The sequence below is a fragment of the Desulfoluna sp. CYM3A genome (assembly GCF_056829965.1).
Map to the genome: position 1 here is coordinate 3,540,059 of NZ_CP186556.1, position 18,901 is coordinate 3,558,959.

General features: G+C 51.9%; 10 protein-coding genes. 1 reads left to right on the plus strand and 9 read right to left on the minus strand.

Features of this window, described 5'->3' with window-relative positions; genetic code table 11:
• Positions 1-16 precede the first annotated feature (16 nt).
• Genes ACOYW1_RS18090 through ACOYW1_RS18100 form a run of 3 tightly spaced genes read right to left on the minus strand, consistent with a single transcriptional unit; the run spans position 17 to position 8,262 of the window.
• The gene (locus tag ACOYW1_RS18090) at positions 17-373 is read right to left on the minus strand and encodes an AMP-binding protein (RefSeq protein WP_482419158.1); all 357 of its coding nucleotides are present in this window, start codon (positions 371-373) and stop codon (positions 17-19) included.
• A 40-nt stretch (positions 374-413) separates the two neighbouring features.
• Positions 414-695, minus strand: a complete 282-nt coding sequence (locus ACOYW1_RS18095; RefSeq protein WP_482419159.1) for an AMP-binding protein — start codon at positions 693-695, stop codon at positions 414-416.
• Entirely contained in the window at positions 673-8,262 is a 7,590-nt protein-coding gene (locus ACOYW1_RS18100) for an SDR family NAD(P)-dependent oxidoreductase (protein WP_482419160.1), read from the minus strand. The genes ACOYW1_RS18095 and ACOYW1_RS18100 overlap by 23 nt, the downstream gene beginning before the upstream one ends.
• Here ACOYW1_RS18100 and ACOYW1_RS18105 point away from each other — a divergent pair.
• The gene (locus ACOYW1_RS18105) at positions 8,255-8,605 is read left to right on the plus strand and encodes a hypothetical protein (RefSeq protein ID WP_482419161.1); all 351 of its coding nucleotides are present in this window, start codon (positions 8,255-8,257) and stop codon (positions 8,603-8,605) included. The two genes, ACOYW1_RS18100 and ACOYW1_RS18105, sit on opposite strands and share 8 nt — an antisense overlap.
• 562 nt (positions 8,606-9,167) lie before the next feature.
• Here the strand turns inward: ACOYW1_RS18105 and ACOYW1_RS18110 are convergent.
• The 6 genes from ACOYW1_RS18110 to ACOYW1_RS18135 all read right to left on the minus strand — a co-directional run bounded on the left by ACOYW1_RS18110 (position 9,168) and on the right by ACOYW1_RS18135 (position 18,834).
• On the minus strand, positions 9,168-11,294 hold the full coding sequence (locus ACOYW1_RS18110) for a TonB-dependent receptor (protein ID WP_482419162.1): 2,127 nt from the start codon (positions 11,292-11,294) through the stop codon (positions 9,168-9,170).
• Positions 11,295-11,627: 333 nt separating this feature from the next.
• Entirely contained in the window at positions 11,628-12,647 is a 1,020-nt protein-coding gene (locus ACOYW1_RS18115) for a helix-turn-helix domain-containing protein (RefSeq protein ID WP_482419163.1), read from the minus strand.
• A 14-nt stretch (positions 12,648-12,661) separates the two neighbouring features.
• Positions 12,662-13,735, minus strand: a complete 1,074-nt coding sequence (locus ACOYW1_RS18120) for a methyltransferase family protein (RefSeq protein WP_482419164.1) — start codon at positions 13,733-13,735, stop codon at positions 12,662-12,664.
• Between the two features lie 425 nt (positions 13,736-14,160).
• Entirely contained in the window at positions 14,161-15,906 is a 1,746-nt protein-coding gene (locus ACOYW1_RS18125; protein ID WP_482419165.1) for an ABC transporter ATP-binding protein, read from the minus strand.
• On the minus strand, positions 15,900-17,684 hold the full coding sequence (locus tag ACOYW1_RS18130; RefSeq protein WP_482419166.1) for an ABC transporter ATP-binding protein: 1,785 nt from the start codon (positions 17,682-17,684) through the stop codon (positions 15,900-15,902). The genes ACOYW1_RS18125 and ACOYW1_RS18130 overlap by 7 nt, the downstream gene beginning before the upstream one ends.
• A 370-nt stretch (positions 17,685-18,054) precedes the next feature.
• Positions 18,055-18,834 (minus strand): ABC transporter ATP-binding protein, encoded by a 780-nt coding sequence (locus tag ACOYW1_RS18135; protein ID WP_482419167.1) that lies wholly within the window; start codon positions 18,832-18,834, stop codon positions 18,055-18,057.
• Between the last annotated feature and the right edge of the window lie 67 nt (positions 18,835-18,901).

Consider the following 18,901-nt stretch of genomic DNA (forward strand, 5'->3'; position numbering starts at 1 on the left):
TAAAGCTCTTCTGTGTTTAAATGCTATTCCAGTAACCTGTTGAAAGACCGGTTCCGCTTATGTACAGCCCGCCGGGAACCCAGTTCGGGCAGTCCTCCATTCCGTTGTTCAGCACATAAAACTTCTGGTTACGCATAGGGCAACCATAGGGTATTGATTTTGAGATACGTTTCATCTCTTTTATTGGATAGCAGATGGACCATACAGATGCTTCCGTGGCCCCCCCAAGGCTTACAATCTCAACGTCTTCCGTAATCGCTTCAATTGTTTCAGGAAGTGAAACAGGTACCTTGTCACCGCTTAACAGCACGAGCCTTAACTCGTTCATCGTGTCACTCGTCCCGTTCGGAATCTGAGCCATCATGGACATCATTGCCGGAACGGAATTCCAGACAGTAGCCCTTTGTCGTTCATCAATTCGAGGCCATTGTGCCACTTCGATGCTTCCGCTGTGCTGACGGAATGACAAGTGCCCCACCGGAGGCAAGTGTCCCGAATATATCGTATACGGACAGGTCGAAATTCAGCTCTGAAAGGGCAAGCACTTTGTCCTGGGCATCGATTGAAAAACGATCGTTGATATCGAGGATGGTATTGACTGCACCCTTATGGTCAATCATTACGCCCTTGGGCAGCCCGGTCGAACCTGACGTATAAATGACATAGGCAAGGTCATCTTTCGTGCACCGGAACAAGGGGCATCCGGCGATCCGAGCATCCGCCATGGTCGACAAAGATTCTCGTCGTGCCCTCCGGCCAGTCAATGTCGTTTTCCAGCCACGATTGGGTAAGAACAAATTGGACGTCCCCGCTATCCAGAATATGACCAAGCCTTTCTTTTGGAACAAACGGATCAACGGGCAGATATGCTGCACCCGAATAGAGCGTACCGAGGACAGCCACCACCTGCTCCCAGCCTTTCTCCATGACAACGGCAACAAGGGTATTGGGCAGCACCCCTTCGCTGCGGAGAATCTGAGCGATCGCCTCGGAGCGTCCCGCCACTTCTTCGTAGCTCATCCGCCGTTCAGGCGTAATCACAGCATCGTCTTGAGGTTGCAGGAGTGCCCGTTGATGAAACAGCGTATGGAGCAGCTCTTCGGACAGGTCCGCACCTGTGGCGTTTACCGTCTTACGCATATACTTTTGCGTCTCGGGAATTACCTGCAGATGTGTTTCGTGCCAGGCATCATCGCCGTCTGCCAATCGGTTGATCAGCTTGCAGTAAGCGCCAAACATATCTTCCAACATCCCGTCCGGGAAAAGACCTTCCACCGCATCCCAATTAAATGTCAGGTCACCGTTCTGCTCAAAAATCTGATGGTCCAGCCAGACCTGCGGCGTCTGGGAAATGCAGTACACCAAATCGATGGGCAACTCGGGCGGAAGGCTGATGGCCGTGGAATCATCTGCTTGCCCGCTGTATGGAAGCACGCTTGTAAAGACAACGGGGTAATGGACACTCGAACTTTCGCCCCGTTGCCTGGCAATCTCCCGCAGCACTTCCACACCGGAGACATGTCTGTATTCCATGTCTTCCCACAGCCTTTCCTGAATAGTGCGGGCCCGCGTTTCAAAGGGAAGACTGCTATCGTTGTTGACCTCCAGTAAGGTCAGCGTTGTAAAGTCCCCAACAATCTCATTGACCTTTTCATGAAGTGGCAGCCGGTTAAACATGGTGAGATTGATCGTAAAATCAGGGGATTTGCTCCAGGCGGCCAAGATTTCTGAAAATGCGGACAAAAGGATACCGGAAGCTGTTAATCCCGATTTGGCTGCATGGTCCTTAAGCCGTTTCCACCTCTCTTTTTCCATCCGTGACTGCAGCCGTATGAACCGCTGGTCTTTTAGATCATCGGGGTTTGTGGCAAGGGGAAGTTCCGGAGCGGGAGGAAGCCCTGGAAGCCGCTTTTTCCAATAATCCATGGATTGATGATACAGGTCCGTCTCTTTGGTGGCCTCCTGAGCGAGAACATAATCCCGAAACGTAAGTTCCAGGGGGGGCAGATCCACATCAGGGTTTAGGTAGAACTCATAGAGTTCACTGATAAGAATATTGAAACTCCAACCGTCGCCGATAAGAAGGTCAAAGCTGATGTGAAGGCGGGTGATACCTCCGTCAAGAAGGGAGGCCCTGATTTCAAACAAAGGTCCCGTCTCCGAAGGACGAACCTGGTGAGACATCTGATCCCTGACCTCTTGAAGTTTCGCCTGTACGTCATCAGGATCGCCCCCCCTCAAATCCTGAATTTTCATGTCATATGCCGGAACCTGCTCGCGTATTTGCTGTCGGCCATCAGGATGCACAACCGCCCTCAACATCTCGTGGCGATTTACAAGTTTTGCGATGGCCTTATTGAGTTGGTCAATGTCCAAGTCAGCCACCTCAACCTCCGGGTAGACATGGCAGGAAACGTTCCCGAGGCTGAGCCCACCGCTCCTTCCCATCCAGTAGGCATGCTGGATGTCCGTTAAGGGGAAAGGCTCAAATCTCTCATCCGGTTTGTGGATGATTTCCGGATAAACGACATCGTTCAGCTCACCTGCATTTGATTCGACAAGCCGTGCCAGAACCATGTCGGTGATTTTACGGATTGTGGGTTTTTTCAAAAATTCTCTCAGGGAAATATCCACCGAAAAATGTTTCCTGAAGCGGTTCCTGAGCTCGATGACCATCAAAGAGTCCAGGCCCATCTCCAAGAGAGATACATCAGGGTCAAACCGTGTCCCTTTGTCCAGCCACATCACGTCCCTCAGGTCAGTGCCGATTTGCTCGGAAACAAGCAATTTTTGCTCTTCGGGTTCAGCATTTCTGAGCTGATCGAGAGCAAGAACACCTGATAATTGGGAGTCTTCCGGTTCATTGGCAGGTTGTGACGCGACGCGGGACAAAACAGGGGGAACCGTATTATTAAGGTGGTAACGAACGTATGCCTGCCAGTTGACGTTGAATGCACCGACCTGGCTGTGGTTCGCCCCAATAAGGGTGTCCAAAAAACCAAACCCCTGATCCATCGCCAGTGGTGTCATTCCCCCCTTTTTCCAACGCTCCATGTCTGCTGCATCTAAAGAGGCCGCCATTCCAAAACCGGACCACGGTCCCCAGTTGATGCTCAAGGCCGGACGCCCCTCCCCGCGCCTTAACTCCGCGAGTGTATCCATAAACTGGTTTCCAGCTGCGTAGCTCCCCTGCCCTGTGGAGCCAAGCAGCGAGGCCACAGAAGAAAAAAGGACAAAGTGATCCAGCGGCATGTTTTTCGTAAGCAGATGAAGATTCCAGGCGCCCATCACCTTTGGGGCCATTACCGGCGCAAAGCGATCCCATTCAAGCTGATGCAACATCCCGTCATCAAGCACACCCGCCAAGTGAAAAACACCCTTCAGAGGGGGCATGGTTCCCGTCAAATCGGTGAACACCTTTTCCAACGCAACGCCATCGGCAACATCTGCTTGCGCCACAAAAATATGGGTGCCCTTCCGCTCCATTGCCTGAATGCTCTTTTCTGCCTCGGCCGAAGGGGCATGCCGACCCATGAGGACAAGGTGGCCGGCCCCTTTGGCCGAAAGCCACTGCGCCAGCCCCATGCCAAGGCCCCCCAGTCCCCCGGTGATGAGATAGGTTGCGTCGCCGGAAAAGGTATGCGGGGTAACGCCTGAATCCTTGTCGTCAAGGGGGTGAAGCCGTGCCAGGTACCGTGTGTCTCCTCGGAGGGCAACCATTGTCTCCCCGTCAGAGTGCGTCAGGTCCTGTATGAGCCCTGAGAACTCGAACTGCCCGTTTTCCGGTGACAGATCCACCATTCCCCCGAAAAAATCCGGATGCTCCAACGCAATGACTTTGCCTACCCCCCATACCGAAGACTGCGCAGGATTTATCGGGTGATGATCATGGCCGACCCGTTGAACACCGCCGGTGACCAACCATAATTTCGGGGAATTTCCATGTGAGGAACTGGCAAGGGCCCGGACAAGGGCAAGGGTGGTATGGCATCCGATACTCGCGATACCATCAGATGTGCCGTGGAGAAAGGTATCCGGCATGGGACTGCTGATGCCGCATATATTCACGATCCCGGAAAAGGTTTCCTGACGAAGGAGCTCTGTGAGTAGCTGTTCAAGTTCATCGGGTTGAGTCCATCCCAGGGATAAAGCAGCCCGTTGAGCCTCTGTGGCCCCGGTTTCCCGGCAGACAAGGCGGGGCTGAAGCCCCTCAGTTTCAAACGCCTCGCACAGGGAGACGCCGGTGTCATGGCAATCGGCAACAATCAACCATTTGCCGGGATCGATGCTCAGGGTATTTTTCCGGGTCCTTTTTTGATCTGAAGGTTGCCATGCCATGGTAAAAAACGGGGCTTTTTCTGGTTTTTCAAAGCCGGATAATAGCGCTTCACGGGGAGCCTGCTTCAGATGAACGCCCTCAGCCTCGGCGATCAGTTCGTTGTTTTCACTCCATAGCCGATAGTTTCCAACAATCAGATCTGTTTCCGACACATCCGATTGAAGCTCCATGTGACAATAAAGCCTTCCCGACGGATATCCGTAGTAGGTAAACCTGTCGAACCCCAGGAACATATATGCCGAGTCAGCGTTCAGCCCAAAGCAGGCAAAAAGAAGCTGGGTACACGAGTCGATCAACCCCGGAGGAAGATGGCCTTTCTCATACCCCTCCCCGGGACCGGGCAACCGCATTTCAGCCAAAGCCTCGCCGTCTCTTCTCCAGATGTGTTCAAGCCATGTGAAATGGTTTGCCAGTTGAAGCCCTCCGGCCCGGATTTCTCCATAAAGGCTCTCTCCGGAGAGTTGCTGATGACATCGTTTCTTTATCGTGTCAGGAGAGAACACGAACTCTGACGTGGAGAGGTCTTCAACAGCCTGTGTGCAGACAACCTCACCTTCCATGTGCAGTTTCCAGCGGACGTCGGAGCGGTTCCCGTCCGAAACAGCGCTGAGCAGTTTGAATGATCCCGAACGGTCTCCGCCATCGGTAAATACCACCTGCACACTGACCGTCTCCTCCTCCGGGACATAAAGGGCTTCGCGCACAAACATGTTTTCCAGATGATACGTGCCACGTCCAAACCGTTCTTCCATAATAAACAGGACCATGGATGCCATGGTTGAACCCGACATCACAGCGTGGTTGTAGACCCGGTGATCATTTAAAAAATAGGATTTTGTATTGCATGCATAATGATAAATAGCCTGATCCAGGCAAATGGGCAGCCGCGTTCCCTTTGAAGGATGAAACTCAGAGGCGTTGGCTTCGAAGGCGTGGAAGGCGGAAGGGGCTTGCCCATCCTCTTTGTACCAACACCTCTGACGCTGAAACGGATACGTTGGGATGGAGAGCACCGGTTTGTGATGAGCCCGGTATTGCAGGTTGCCCCAGTTCACAGAGGCCCCCCGGGTATAAAGCCCCCCAAGCCCCTCCATCACAGACGGCCAATCCTCGCCTCCTTTTTTGAGGGATGAAGCAAACAACACCTCATCTTTGGGGAGAAACGAGCTGGCCATGCCCGTCAAAACAGGATTGGGGCCTATCTCAAGGTACAAGCGGTGCCCTTCCTCGTAAATCGCCCGAATGCCTGATTCAAACCGAACCGTTGAACGAATGTGGCGACACCAGTACTCTGCAGAACAGACCTCGTCGTCTTTGATTACCTGCCCGGTGACATTGGAAACATATGGGATTTTCGGAGGGGCGTACGAAATGTCTTCTGCCACGTGTCTAAACGCATCCAGAATAGGATCCATGAGTGCAGAGTGAAAGGCATGGGAAACAGGGAGGCCGACACATTGAATGCCTTCGGAGGATAAAAGATCGACGACCTTGTCAACGGCGTCCCCGTCACCGGAGATCACCGTGTTTTCAGGTCCATTGAGAGCGGCAATGGACAATTTGCCCTGAAAAGAAGACATGGCGGATTCGGCATGGCTGTCGCCTGTGAAAAGAACGGCCATTTTGCCGTTCAAGGGCAAGCTCTGAATTAATTTGCCTCGCGTGGCAATGAGCCTCAACCCATCTTCCAGGCTGAAAACCCCGGCAATACATGCTGCCACATACTCTCCGACACTATGTCCCATGACAACCGACGGCTCAACGCCCCACGCTTGGTACATACGGGTCATTGAATATTCCAGGCTAAACAGGAGGGGCTGGGTGTTTGCGGTCTGATTCAGCAGTGCCTCATCCTGTTGTCCATAAAGAAGAGGGATCTGATACGTTGCTTCAAGGATTTCATTGCACCGGTCCATCTCTTTACGAAATACCGGCTGTGACCTGTACAATTCACGGCCCATTCCCACATATTGAGAGCCCTGGCCGGTATATAAAAACACCGGTTTTTCACCGGACTTGCCTTCTCCGGCATGCATCCCGGGGTAATACGTTTTCGTCAAAAACGCTGTCAGGCCGTTTTCCAGATCTTTTGGGTTCCTCCCGGGAATTGCCAGCCGCCATGGAAAATCCGAACGACAGGCGTTGGCCGTGTAGCAAAAACTGCCGGCATCGGTCTCAGGGTGGGACGTGAGGTATGTTTGGTATTGGGCAGCCATTTCCCGAAGGGCATTTTCGTCTCTGGCCGAGACCGTCAACACATGGGAGGTGCGTTGGCATTCATCGTTCACGACATCGTCCACCGGTGCTTCTTCAATCACAGCATGGGCATTGACTCCGCCAAAACTGAACCCACTGACCGTTGCAATTCGCTTCTCGTGTCCCGCCCATGGAAGCGTTTGCAGTGGAATGACCGCCGGAATCTCATCAAGGGCAATCAATGGATTGATCGTGTTAAAGTGAAGATGAGGCGGAATTTTCTCGTGCTTGAGGCACAAAAGGACCTTTATGAGCCCAGCGACCCCTGCGGCTTGCTCTAAGTGGCCTATGTTTGTTTTTACGGATCCGATGACAAGAGGGCTCGTTGAGGACCGGTTTTCCCGAAAAATAGAACCAAGGGAGTTCACCTCGATAGGATCGCCGATCACTGTGCCTGTTCCATGGGTTTCGGCATAACTTACTTGCGATGGCGCCACCCCTGCCTTGCTCAGGTTGTCTCTGATCAACAGTTCCTGGGCAAATCCGTTGGGTACGGTAAGCCCGTTGCTTTCCCCGTCATGATTAATGTGCGTAGACCGTATCAGCCCGTAGATTTGGTTGCCGTCTTTCACGGCATCAGAGTATCTTTTCAATGCGACGATACCGCACCCCTCAGAGCGAACATATCCATTTGCAGACGAATCAAATGTTTTGCATCGTCCGTCAGGGGCCATGAGCCTTGATTTTGAAAAAATAATCGTCATTTCAGGCGAGAGGATAAGGTTCACCCCCCCCGCCAGCGCCAGGTTGCAATCCGAGTTACTGAGGCTTTGGCATGCAAGATGAATGGCAACAAGGGACGATGAGCAGGCCGTGTCAACAGCCATACTGGGCCCGCGCAGTCCAAGATAGTATGACAGGCGATTGGCTGCGATGGACGTGGAATTCCCTGTCCCGCTGTACAGATCAAGTCTTGCAGGGTCCTTGAACAGGCGTTTACCGTAGTCGCTGCCACTGATACCAATAAAGACGCCGGTTGCGCTTCCTTTGAGCTGAGCCGGTATTTCACCGGCATCTTCCAATGCTTCCCAACCGACCTCCATGACAAGGCGCTGTTGGGGATCGATTCCCTTGGCTTCCCTTGGGGAAATGCCGAAAAAGGAGGGTTCAAACTGGTCAACATGATCGAGAAAACCGCCCCACCGGGTATTCATTTTTCCAGGGAGCAGCGGATCCGGGTCATAAAAGGAATCAATATCCCACCTGTCGGCAGGCACTTCAGAAATGGCATCCCCTGCGTTTTCGAGAAATTCCCAATAGGCCTCAGGAGTATTGCAGCCCCCGGGAAACCGGCAACCTATACCGACAACGGCAATGGGCTCACGGGAAGAGCCAGCGACGTAACGACTCGGGTCAGGCAGCGTCTCCTCATAGGATTCCACGGAACCTTTGCTTGATGTCGCGGTTGTACTGGGTTTCGGCGTCTTGGTAATGTAATGTGCCAATGCATCAATAGTCGGGTAGTCAAAACCGAGTGTGGGGGCAAGCTTTAAACCTGACCAGTCCCCGAGCTCCTCCACAAGGGTCAACAAGTCTCTCGTTTTTAGTCCAATAGATGAAAATGATGCATGAATATCAATTTCATTGATTTCTCGATCACTCTTTAGCGCTACCTGATTATGCAACCACTCAGAAACGGATTGGATCATTGCAGGAGGGGTGTTCATCTCGTTCTCCATTTTAATCAATGTGTCACAGCATGAAATAAATCTTAGCGTCAGTGCCAATGATCTATTGGACTTTAGTCATTATTGCGGACATGTCCGCAAAAAACCGCTTTTTCTCTTGGACAGGAAAAACATGGCAGGTGATACGATAATTTATCCCTTCTCCCACTGTTCAAGGGAGACAAACGGCTCTGGAATCAATCAGGAGCCCAACGCGACCTCCCCCTTTTCGGTGGCCCGCACCTTATGGGCGAAGGCTGAAAACTTCAGGGAAACTACCGTACACCGCCATACGGGTGGCAACGTTGAGTCAGATTATTTTTCAGGATTGTCGTTCTTTTAAGGAAGGAGGATATCTCAAATAAATGCACGCACGGCATTTGTTCACCCCTGGACAGAAAGGACGTTGACGGCCCCTCACATGGTGAAGAAAATAAAGATATCCACAGACAATAATAGAAAGAAGTGTGTTGTCGCTCTATGGCAGACTTACTTCGCTATGTTGGTTATTACTTTTTTGACCCCAGTTAGGAATAGTCCCTTTCGCGATGGGTGTCAATACTTTTTTTGGGTTTCCAAACTTATTTTAGAAACCCAACATTTTTCGGCAAAAATCAAACCAGTTACCACATGCCGCAAGCCATGCCACCAGCATTGAAACGCCCCGGATTCTCGAAGAATATCACAGGAATCGTACATGCGAATAATTATTGAATCTCTGAGAAACTATCTGTGCCACAGTGTCCACCCTTATGTTATCGCCTGTGTAAAATTGTGATGCCATCGAATAAAATCTGCACCTCAAGCGTCAACCACCAAAACAAAAAAATGCCGCCATGATTTACCACGTGAAATAAGAGGTAAGTCGCTGCGGCATTTACGGGTGTTTCGGCCTGCTTTACGCCTCAGAATCGGACGGTCGCCATGACCCCAAAAGTTTGCGGTTGCCCGACATTGGCCATGAGCCCGATTGAATTGGTTCGACCAAAACTGAAATACTCTTCATCAAATAAGTTTGTTCCGTATAGATAGATATCTGCAATCGAGCCTTCGTACCCTATTTTAGCATTGTATATTTCATAGGCGCCCTGACTCACGGTGTTGACATCATCAAAATAATTCTCGCCATAGCCCTGCATGCCTACTCTCGTATAGAACCCTGTGGCATGCCTGTACTGAACAGCCAGGTTCAAGGTGTAGTCTGGGGTACGAACGAGCTTTTTGCCCGAGCAGTCAATTCCGGCAGTGTTTGTGTATTGATCGTATTCTGCATCGACCAAGCCAAATGAAGCCATGATGTCGAGCCCTTTGACGGGCCTTGCATTGAGCTCGAGCTCAACGCCCTGGGAGTGAGCTTCACCGGCATTGGAGGTAATATAGGTAAGGGGATCAGGCGCATAGTAGACATGCATATCGCTGATATCCATATAGAAAATATTGGCATTGCAAACCAATTTGTTGCGAAACCATGAGGTCTTCACCCCAAGTTCATAATCGATTGAAGACTGCTCTTCGAATTTGGCCTGCTCTTTGATGTTTTCACAGAGGTTGAACCCACCGGCAAGATAGCCCTTGGTAACACTTGCATAGACCATGGCATCCTCCGTTGGTTTCCAGGAGAGAACCCCCTTTGGAAGAAGAGAATCCCAGTTGTCCTGTATGGTGTAGGTTACAAGGGCCGGCTTTGGCGCCCCGGGCGTGCTGAAGGGATCAGCCGCTAAAATCTCACCTGTATCGTTTCGGGTCACCTCGTAGCGATAATCCATGGACTTGTTGACCCTTTCATACCTCAGGCCCGCAGTTAATGCGAGACTGCCCGGAAGAGGAAATGTCATCTGGGTAAAGGCCGCCACGGTATCTTCTTGTGTTTCATCTGCCCAGTTGTATTTTACGTCATAGCCGTACCAGGCCTTGGTATCAAAAAGCATCGCGTTATTTTCATAGTCGAGGATATCACTCGAATAGTAAACACCACCAAGCCATTTAATACCCTCATTCTTGCTCGGTGATTGAAGGCGAAACTCCTGTGAAAAGATGCGATTATCAGAATTGCACAGACTGACGGGTTTCGTCTTGCTGACATAGCACTGGTCCATCCATGCATCCATTTTATCGTAGCTATAGGTCCCAATGGATGTAAAATCGAACGAATCACCTTCATAGGTAATATTCAACGCGGCATTTGAGGTACTTGGTTCCGATTTATCGTGGGGATTTTTATACGCATGGTATTCAGTCACCCCCGCGTTCGCGGCATTTTGTACACCACTGCCATCCCATCTTTGGGACATTCCGGCATGAAGATTAGCCTCCAACCGGTCCGTCAAAAGCCACCTGAAACGAGATCTCAAATTCAAGACTTCCTCGTCATCAAACGTGCCGCCATCGGGATGATCATTTTCCATGAAGCCGTCCGTGGTATAGTATCTTCCCGAAAGTGAGAGCGAAAGCTTATCTTTGATGAGAGGAGTATTCATGAACCCCTTGATACCATACGAGTCGTATTCAGCGGCTTGTGCCGTCACCTCGCCTTCAAACTCATTACCCGGCTTTTTGGAAATGACGTTTATGACGCCGCCAATGGCGTTTTTTCCGTACAACGTCCCCTGAGAGCCTCGAAGCACCTCGACTCTCTCCACATTTGTCATGTCGACCGCATAATTGGAGTAATGATCCTGAGCAATACCGTCAATAAAAATGACCACGGGATTCTTCCCCGTAAACTGGCTGATGCTTATCCCCCTGAAATTGATCTCGTTATAGCCCTGCATGGAAGACCCGAAATACATATTCGGTACAAACCCTACAAGATCCCCCACGTCCTCGATGTCGGAATCGTCCAGATCTATTTTCGAAAAGGCGGAAATTGCCGACGGAACGTCTTGAATGTTTTCCTCCCGCTTGTCTGCCGTGACTGTCATTGATTCAAGCCCATGCGCATCATCCTTTTCGGCGTAACATAGACCCGGGAGAACAAAGAGTGGAACAGCTGCGAACAAAACCGCACAAAAAACCCATCTACATTTCATCATGTCTCATACGTCCCCATCCAAATACTACAATTCTGTTACAATGATAAATCGTTATCACTCCATTTACAGAGCCCTTGCCCCGATAGATGACACAACGAAGCTCCTTTTGATTTTTAACGTGATTTCCAAGACGTGAAACATCCGAGATGTGCTAACGTGGAAGATGGTCTTCGGCCTAATTCAAATGGTGGATGATACGTGGAAAAAAGGAACATCCGAGAGAAAATCTGAATAATTGCCAAGCAGAAAAAGGAAAAACCGAATATCCAAAAGCCTGCAGAAAAACGAGCATGATTTAAAATCAGGCCATGGACGGGCTTGGTAGTCCCAAGCTTACAGCACCGCTCGATTCCGTCTGACAAAGACCCCCGGGTTGACACCGAAAATGGTGCGATAGGCCCTGATAAAATGACTGACGTTGGCGTAACCTACATCGTAGGCGGCTTCACTGACGTTTTTCGCCCCCGCTTCCAGCCACGTCCGGGCCACTTCCATCTTGTAACGCCTCAGGTAGTCAAAAATCGTCGTACCGTACACGGTACGAAAATTTGCTTTGAGCTTTGTTTCGTTGATGCCCGTTTGCCTTGCCAAAAGTGCGATGGTGGGAGGCTCTTTCAAGTCGGCGACCAAACAGTCACGTGCTTCATGAATTCGATCGATATCCCGCCGGGTAAGCCCCTTTTCTGACCCGCAAGGGGAGGATGAAAGGGCGCTTGTCTGAAGTGAAAGAAGCTCTAAGGCCTTGCTTTCGAAAAAAAGATCCCGGCACCCCCCGGTAAAGGGGCAGGTGAGAAGCTGGTGGCAAGCCAACTGAATGGACGGAGAGAGAGTCTCTTTCAAGACAAACTTGTCTTTGATCTCTCCTTCTGAGGTGAGCCTGAAGCGATCCGGAAAGTCCGCAACGGCATCCCCCACCAGTGCATGAAAAAGAATGGGATCGACCTGAAGCCCCACAATGCACATCTCGGACGTACAGACAGAAGTACACCGCCCCGAAATGTCAGGGGCGTAGCGCGCGGACATGGTTTTGCCCTCATTCCAGAACACCGATGGGGAAGGCCCCAACCCCACGATATCGCATTGCCCTGAACCGCTAAGCCAGTAATCAAACTCAATGGGAGCACCGGCAATTTCAAAGTCCATCACCATGCGCCAGCTCCCGCAAAACCGGCCCACCGTGACGGTAAGTCCCTGGCGAATGGGGATCACTTTATAGAAAGAGGTATCTTCCGGCAGACCCGATAGGGAGCTGACGCCTTCTCCATAGGGCTCGGTCTCGGAGGTCTTTCGATAGTCACTGGAAAAAAAAGTTTGAACGTTGTCTGTGGTCTCCTGCTGAATGTCCCGACTCATCGCGATTCTCTTTTTTAAGATACTGCCACACGTGCAGCGATCGTCAACGTGTTGTCATACGACTCGGACTCCGGCCCAGTGATGGCAAAATCAAAAAAGCCTGCCTTGGAGAGTGCCTCGGTGAGGCATTTCTCTGAGATCACATGGGTGGGGTACCCCCCCAAACGCGACATGTACTCCATAACCAGCTGGCCCTTAAGAGCTTCTCCTTTGACTTCCAAGGACATGTGACGGGAAACAATCACACCGCCCGGGTTCAACGCAGCACGAACCCGTTTCAGAAAATCGACGAGGCGGTTATCCAGGCTCCACGAATAGAGATAGTTGGAGACAAACACCAGGTCATATCCCGTCCCGAAATCACCACCGGCCTCAAGATCGACCCCCCTCGCCTCAATCCGATCCCCGTACCCCTCGGTGGCAATATATGGGGCAGCCAACGCCGCTACCTCCGGCAGGTCACACACAACGGCTGAAAGAAGCGGGTTGCGGTCCAGGATTCCCATGGAATAATAACCGTAACTCCCCGCAATATCGCACATCCTCCGCATAGAGGAAAATTCGGGTAAAGAGGCAATAAACGTCACAGCGCTTTGGATGCTTCCCCCCCTTCCACTCTGGAGCATGGTCTCCACCATCTCAGCATTGGCCCAGCTCTTCTCATCCCGGGGAGGGGCTCCCTGGGTCATGATCTTTTCAGCTTTTCCCAAAAGATTGGAAACATGTCCCATGGACGTCAGCACCCGCCCCTGGAAGGCCGAAGAAGAGGAGACAAAAAAAGTTTGCGAAACAGGGGTCAAGGCGTATCCCGACTTTTCCTTGATTAAATAGCCACTTTCATTGAGAACACCCAGAAGGGCCATGGTCATCTCTTCATCGGTTCCCAATGCAACGAAAAGTCCCTCCACGTCCATGGGCCCATCGGCAAGAGCATCAAACACCCCAAGATCCACAGCCAGCCGAATAATCTGAGGAATGTAAGAAGTAAACAGCATGTTGCCAGTTTCTCTAAAATCTACATTAAGCTTTGGGGCAATCATGGAACATTCCTTTACAAGAAACGAGAAGATATAATCTTTCACTTCCACGCATGCTATTCAAACACCGAATGGCATGTCAAGTTATTTTTGGGGATACTAATTTTTAGAGGCAGTCCTACTTCCGACATCTCCCTCTTTGACTCAAAACGCTTCAACCTGAAACAGATATAACCGTTTCAACACGGTGAAGAAATAAGCCGGGAGGGCGGACAGGCTGAAGTCTAACAGCTCCCGGAATACCTCGAAAAACGGAAGGCATGCTCCATCCTATCTCCCCCCCCCCGTGGCAGAGCGCTTGGCCCGGTTAGCTCATGAAAACCAAACGGCAACCCACCGTTTGCGGGTAAATGTTTCGACCCGGCGAGGCGAAAGCAGTCACCTTACCGAACGCTTGGAAGAAGGCCAGGCAACCGGGAGCGCCCATGGCTTGAGCAGGATCGAACTCGCCTCGTGGGCTACCCGAAACGCCACCGTCAGCCTGCCAGCCCAAGCCGCCTCTTGGCCCCAAACTTCCACCCTTTGGTCTGCTGCTGCTCATTCCAGAGCGTCGCATACAGGCCGTCCCCATCCAGAAGGTCGTCATGGGTCCCCTGCTCGATGATCCGTCCTTTGTCGAGGACAAGAATCTGATCGGCATGCACAATGGTGCTCAGGCGATGAGCGATCACAACAAGGGTCTTTGACTTGACAAGATCGCCAATGGCCTGTTGCAGGTGCATCTCATTTTCCGGGTCAAGGGACGCGGTGGCTTCATCCAGAAGAACAATGGGTGCATCCTTTAAGATCGCCCGAGCGATGGATATCTTCGTCTTTCCCCCCGGAGAGACAGTGTCCTCTCCCACCATGGAGTCGTATCCATCCTCAAGCCGCTCAATGAATTCATGGCACCGGGCCACCTTGGCAGCGGCCATAACCTCTTCCCGGGTAGCGTCCTTTTTGCCCACACGAATATTATTGAAAATCGTATCCTGAAAGAGGTAGACATCCTGAAAAACCATGCTGATCATGTTGTGGAGGTCGTCGGTTTTCATCTCCCTGACATCCACGCCGCCGATGGAGACGCAGCCGGAGTCAACATCCCAGAAACGGGAGACAAGGCTCGTCATCGTGGTTTTTCCGCCCCCGGAAGGTCCCACCAGGGCCGTGATGCTCTGTTCTGGAAAGGTGGCATGGATGCCCGAAAGCACCTCGGTGCCATCGTAACCGAAGCTCACGTTGGAAAAAGCGATGTCATGGTTGTCCGGAACCTTCCCTGAGACCGGTTCGGGAAGGGGGGGAGTGTCCAAAACGTCGGTAACCCGAGATGCGGCAAGACTCATGTAACGCATCTCCGAGACAAACAGCCCGAAGTTACTCAAGGGCTCAAAAAATTTATACCCCATGACGAGAAATATCATCAAAATGGGGATGGTGATGCTCCCATGCACGAAACCATCCCCTAAAAGCAAAAGACCGACAAATCCAAGTTCCAGGACGGTCAGAAAAACCATAACCGGGCCTGCTGCCGCAGCCTCCAACCTGATGCTGTCGGATTTGAATTTCGCAAGCACGTCGTCAAGGCGATGGAATCTTGAGCCGGTAAGGTTGAAGGCCTTTAAGACCTTGATGCCTTGGAGGTACTCCAACAGGCGAGAGCTGACACGGTTGCGGGTAAGGATATGTTCCCGCCCAAACCAGGCGATGATTTTCTGTCCCGCTATCAAGGCCGGGACCGCCAGGATCACCGCCGCCACCATAAAGGATGCCATCCTGGCATCGGCAACAAAAAAAACCAGCGCCATGATCCCCGGAATGATGAGACAAGCCAGGGCATCGACAAAAAGGTGGCTGAAGACCTGCTCTACCTTCGCCATGTCCTGAAGGAGAAGGGCAGTGATGTCGCCGGGGTCCCTTTTTTTAAAAAAACCCATGGAGAGCTTTCTCAAGTGATCGCCAAGCCTCAGGCGTGCCTCGGCAGCAAGGGTATAGCTCGTCATATATGATTTGGTGTGGGCCTTCATGGCAAGACGTATATTGAAAACGAGAATCACCGCCATTATTCCGAACAACCAGGCGATACGAGCAAAGTTAATCTCGGCCCGAGGTTTCAACAGCTCCATGAGCACGACAAAAAGAAAACCGTATGGCGCACCGTTCAGCATCATGTGAAGGGTATTTATCCACGTAGCCGCATAAATAGGACGCATGTTCCCCGCAATGACCTTAAGGGACTTCAACATGACTCACCTCCATTAATAGAAAAGCTCCAGTATTTAGCCGCTGTGTGGGCATCCCACATGCCACGGTACAGCCCCCCTTGTTCCACCAGGGTTTCGTGGGGGCCTCTCTCGGCCACACCGCCGTCATCGATGACCAAGATGGTATCCGCATCTGTGATGGTGGAAAGGCGGTGCGCAATGACAATCACGGTCCGACCTGTCATGACCTCGGAAAATGCAGCCTGGATCTTCGATTCATTTTCCGCATCAGCATAGGCTGTGGCCTCGTCCAGAATGACGATGGGGGCATTTTTCAAGAAAATACGGGCCAGTGAAAGCCGCTGTCTCTCCCCGCCGCTGAGGTGAACCTCTCCGCCCTCCCCGATGCGGGTATACAGGCCTTGGGGAAGCGCATTGATAAAGTCCATGCACTGGGCCGCTTCCGCAGCCTTTAACACCTCATCTTCCGTCACGCCTTCCATGCCCATGCGGATATTTTCATAGACCGTATCGCTGAACATGAACGCATCCTGGAACACGAACCCAAAAAGATTCATCAGGCGCTCATGGGGAATCTCACGTATATCGACACCTCCCACTAGAATCTCTCCCCCCTGCACGTCCCACATGCGCAAGAGGAGCTGGGCGATGGTACTTTTCCCGGCCCCGCTGGCACCCACCAACGCTGTGACCGACCCCTCTTCAACAAAAAATGACGTATTCCGGAGCACCAGTCGCTCGTCGTATCCGAAAGAGACATTCCGAAACTCAATGGAATGCCGTTCCGGTAACACAGGTGTTGCAGCGTCTTTAATTCCGGGTTGTTTAAGAATCGCATCCAGCCGCGAGACCCCCTCCACGATGCGACTCATGGTGCCACCCATGAGGGCCACCTTTAATAGGGGCAACATGTACCCCGACCCCAGCATCAAAAAAAGGAGCAGTGCGGAAAGAGAGAGGCTCCCCTTCATATAAAACCAGATGCCGGCCGGCAGGATAAAAAAGAGAGACGAGGTGGTGATAACAGTAAACGCAGCCCAGGGTGGCGCAGCCTTTTCCGTCCACAGGTTCACGAAATCCCGGTACGCATACACAGACGCCTTCAGCCTTGAAAAGGAGTTCACACTCTGGTTGAACACCTTCACAACCGGCATGCCCCGAACATACTCGACCATGTTCCCGTTCATGGCTTCCAGGGAATCGTGGTAGTTTTTCATCAGCTCATCCCGGTCTCCGCTCCCAAAGGCGAAGTACTGAAGGCACAGGGCCAGGGGCAAGGGGATCAGTGCCACCAAGGCCATTCGCCAGTCTACGGCAAAAAGACAGGCCACAGTGACAACAGGAAGTACAACCCCGCTGGCCAGGTCGGGCACATGATGGGCGATGAACTGCTCAATCTCCTCCACGTCTTCCATGAGTATTTTTTTGATCTCACCACTGCGTGTCTCGCTGAAATAGCCCATGTGAAGCGTTCCCAAATGGCGCGCAAGGGCTGCACGCAATCCGTAGAGGATATTGAACGCCGCCACGTGGGAAAACATGGTGGAAGCGAGCAAAAGAAAAAAACGCCCCAACACCCCGGCCACCGCCCACAATGCCAGACGGGTGACATACGGATAGTCCTGAGGACCGAAGGTGGGGTCCAGCAGCTTGATGATGCTTAAATAAATGGTGATGTATGGAACCATCGCACACAGCGAGCTGAGACCCGCCAGCAGGACGGATACGATCAGGTGCCACTTTTTCTGGCCGGCAATGGCCAAGAGCCTGCCGAATCCCGCCCGGTTTTTAGCGTTCATAACCATTTCTCCCAAATAATGACGAGTGAATCTGAGGGCCCCAGCCGAGCTGCACACACAACCCCAGACAAAATTTAGCGGGGCAATATAAAATAGTAGATGGCCAAATTATTTAGGCTCAGCGTAATTACTTGTCAACTCAAAGGGAAGATCTCCCCGTTTCGGGGTACAAATACATCGCCACGGAGCATCCAAACCGCCAATGCTCTGCTATCAACATGCAAAAAAGGCCCCCTGAAAGATCACAGGGGGCCTTGTTGTCATGACGGCCCAAACAGAGCTTAACCCGGATTGTTGAAAAAACCGCCCAGGCCGAGCCAATGTCTTGATGCCTTGAATAGGGGTGCACTCGGCTCGTGAAATATCCCGGCTAAGACGGATTTAAGTCCCTTGCCACAGGAACAACGGTAACCCTTCCTTTTTCTTTACCGACCAGCGCACTCACCCCATACACTGCCGACAGATTTTTCCGTGTCAATACGCGTTCAGGTTCGCCCTGGACGTAAACCCGCCCCCCCTTCATCATCGCAATGGAGTCGGCATACCTGGCGGCAAGGTTCAAATCATGCATCACCATGAAGACCGAAAGCCCCTTTTCCCGAGCATAAAAAGACACCGTATCCATCAGGTCCAGCTGGTGGGCGATATCAAGGGCCGACGTGGGTTCGTCCAGGAGCATGCACTCAGGTTGCTGGGCAAGGGCTCTGGCCACCATGACCCGCTGTTGCTGTCCTCCGGACAATCGTTGAAAAGGCCTCATGGCAACCTCTTCAAGCCCCATCTGAACCAGGGTATCAATGACAATATCCATATCTTTTGCGCTGCTTTTCCATGAAACATGGGGCCTTCGCCCCATGAGAACCAGATCAAACACCGACATGGGAAATGCCAGGTGGAACCGCTGGGGCACATACCCGATGCGCCGCGCAATGTCGCTTCGCGTCATGTTCCGTGGGTCACGACCGCCCAAAAGGACCGTCCCTCCCGAAGGGGTCACAAGGGCCTCGATGCATTTTACAAGGGTGCTCTTTCCGCTTCCGTTGGGCCCCACCACACAGGTGACCTGCGACGGTTGCGCCACCATATCCACCCCATTGAGCACCTTCCGCCGTCCATAGGAAAACGAGAGGTTTTCTATCTCTATCTTCATGTTGTCCCTCCCCGCTCCCTGCGAATCAGAAAGATCAAAAGCGGCACCCCGAGAAAAGCCGTCACCG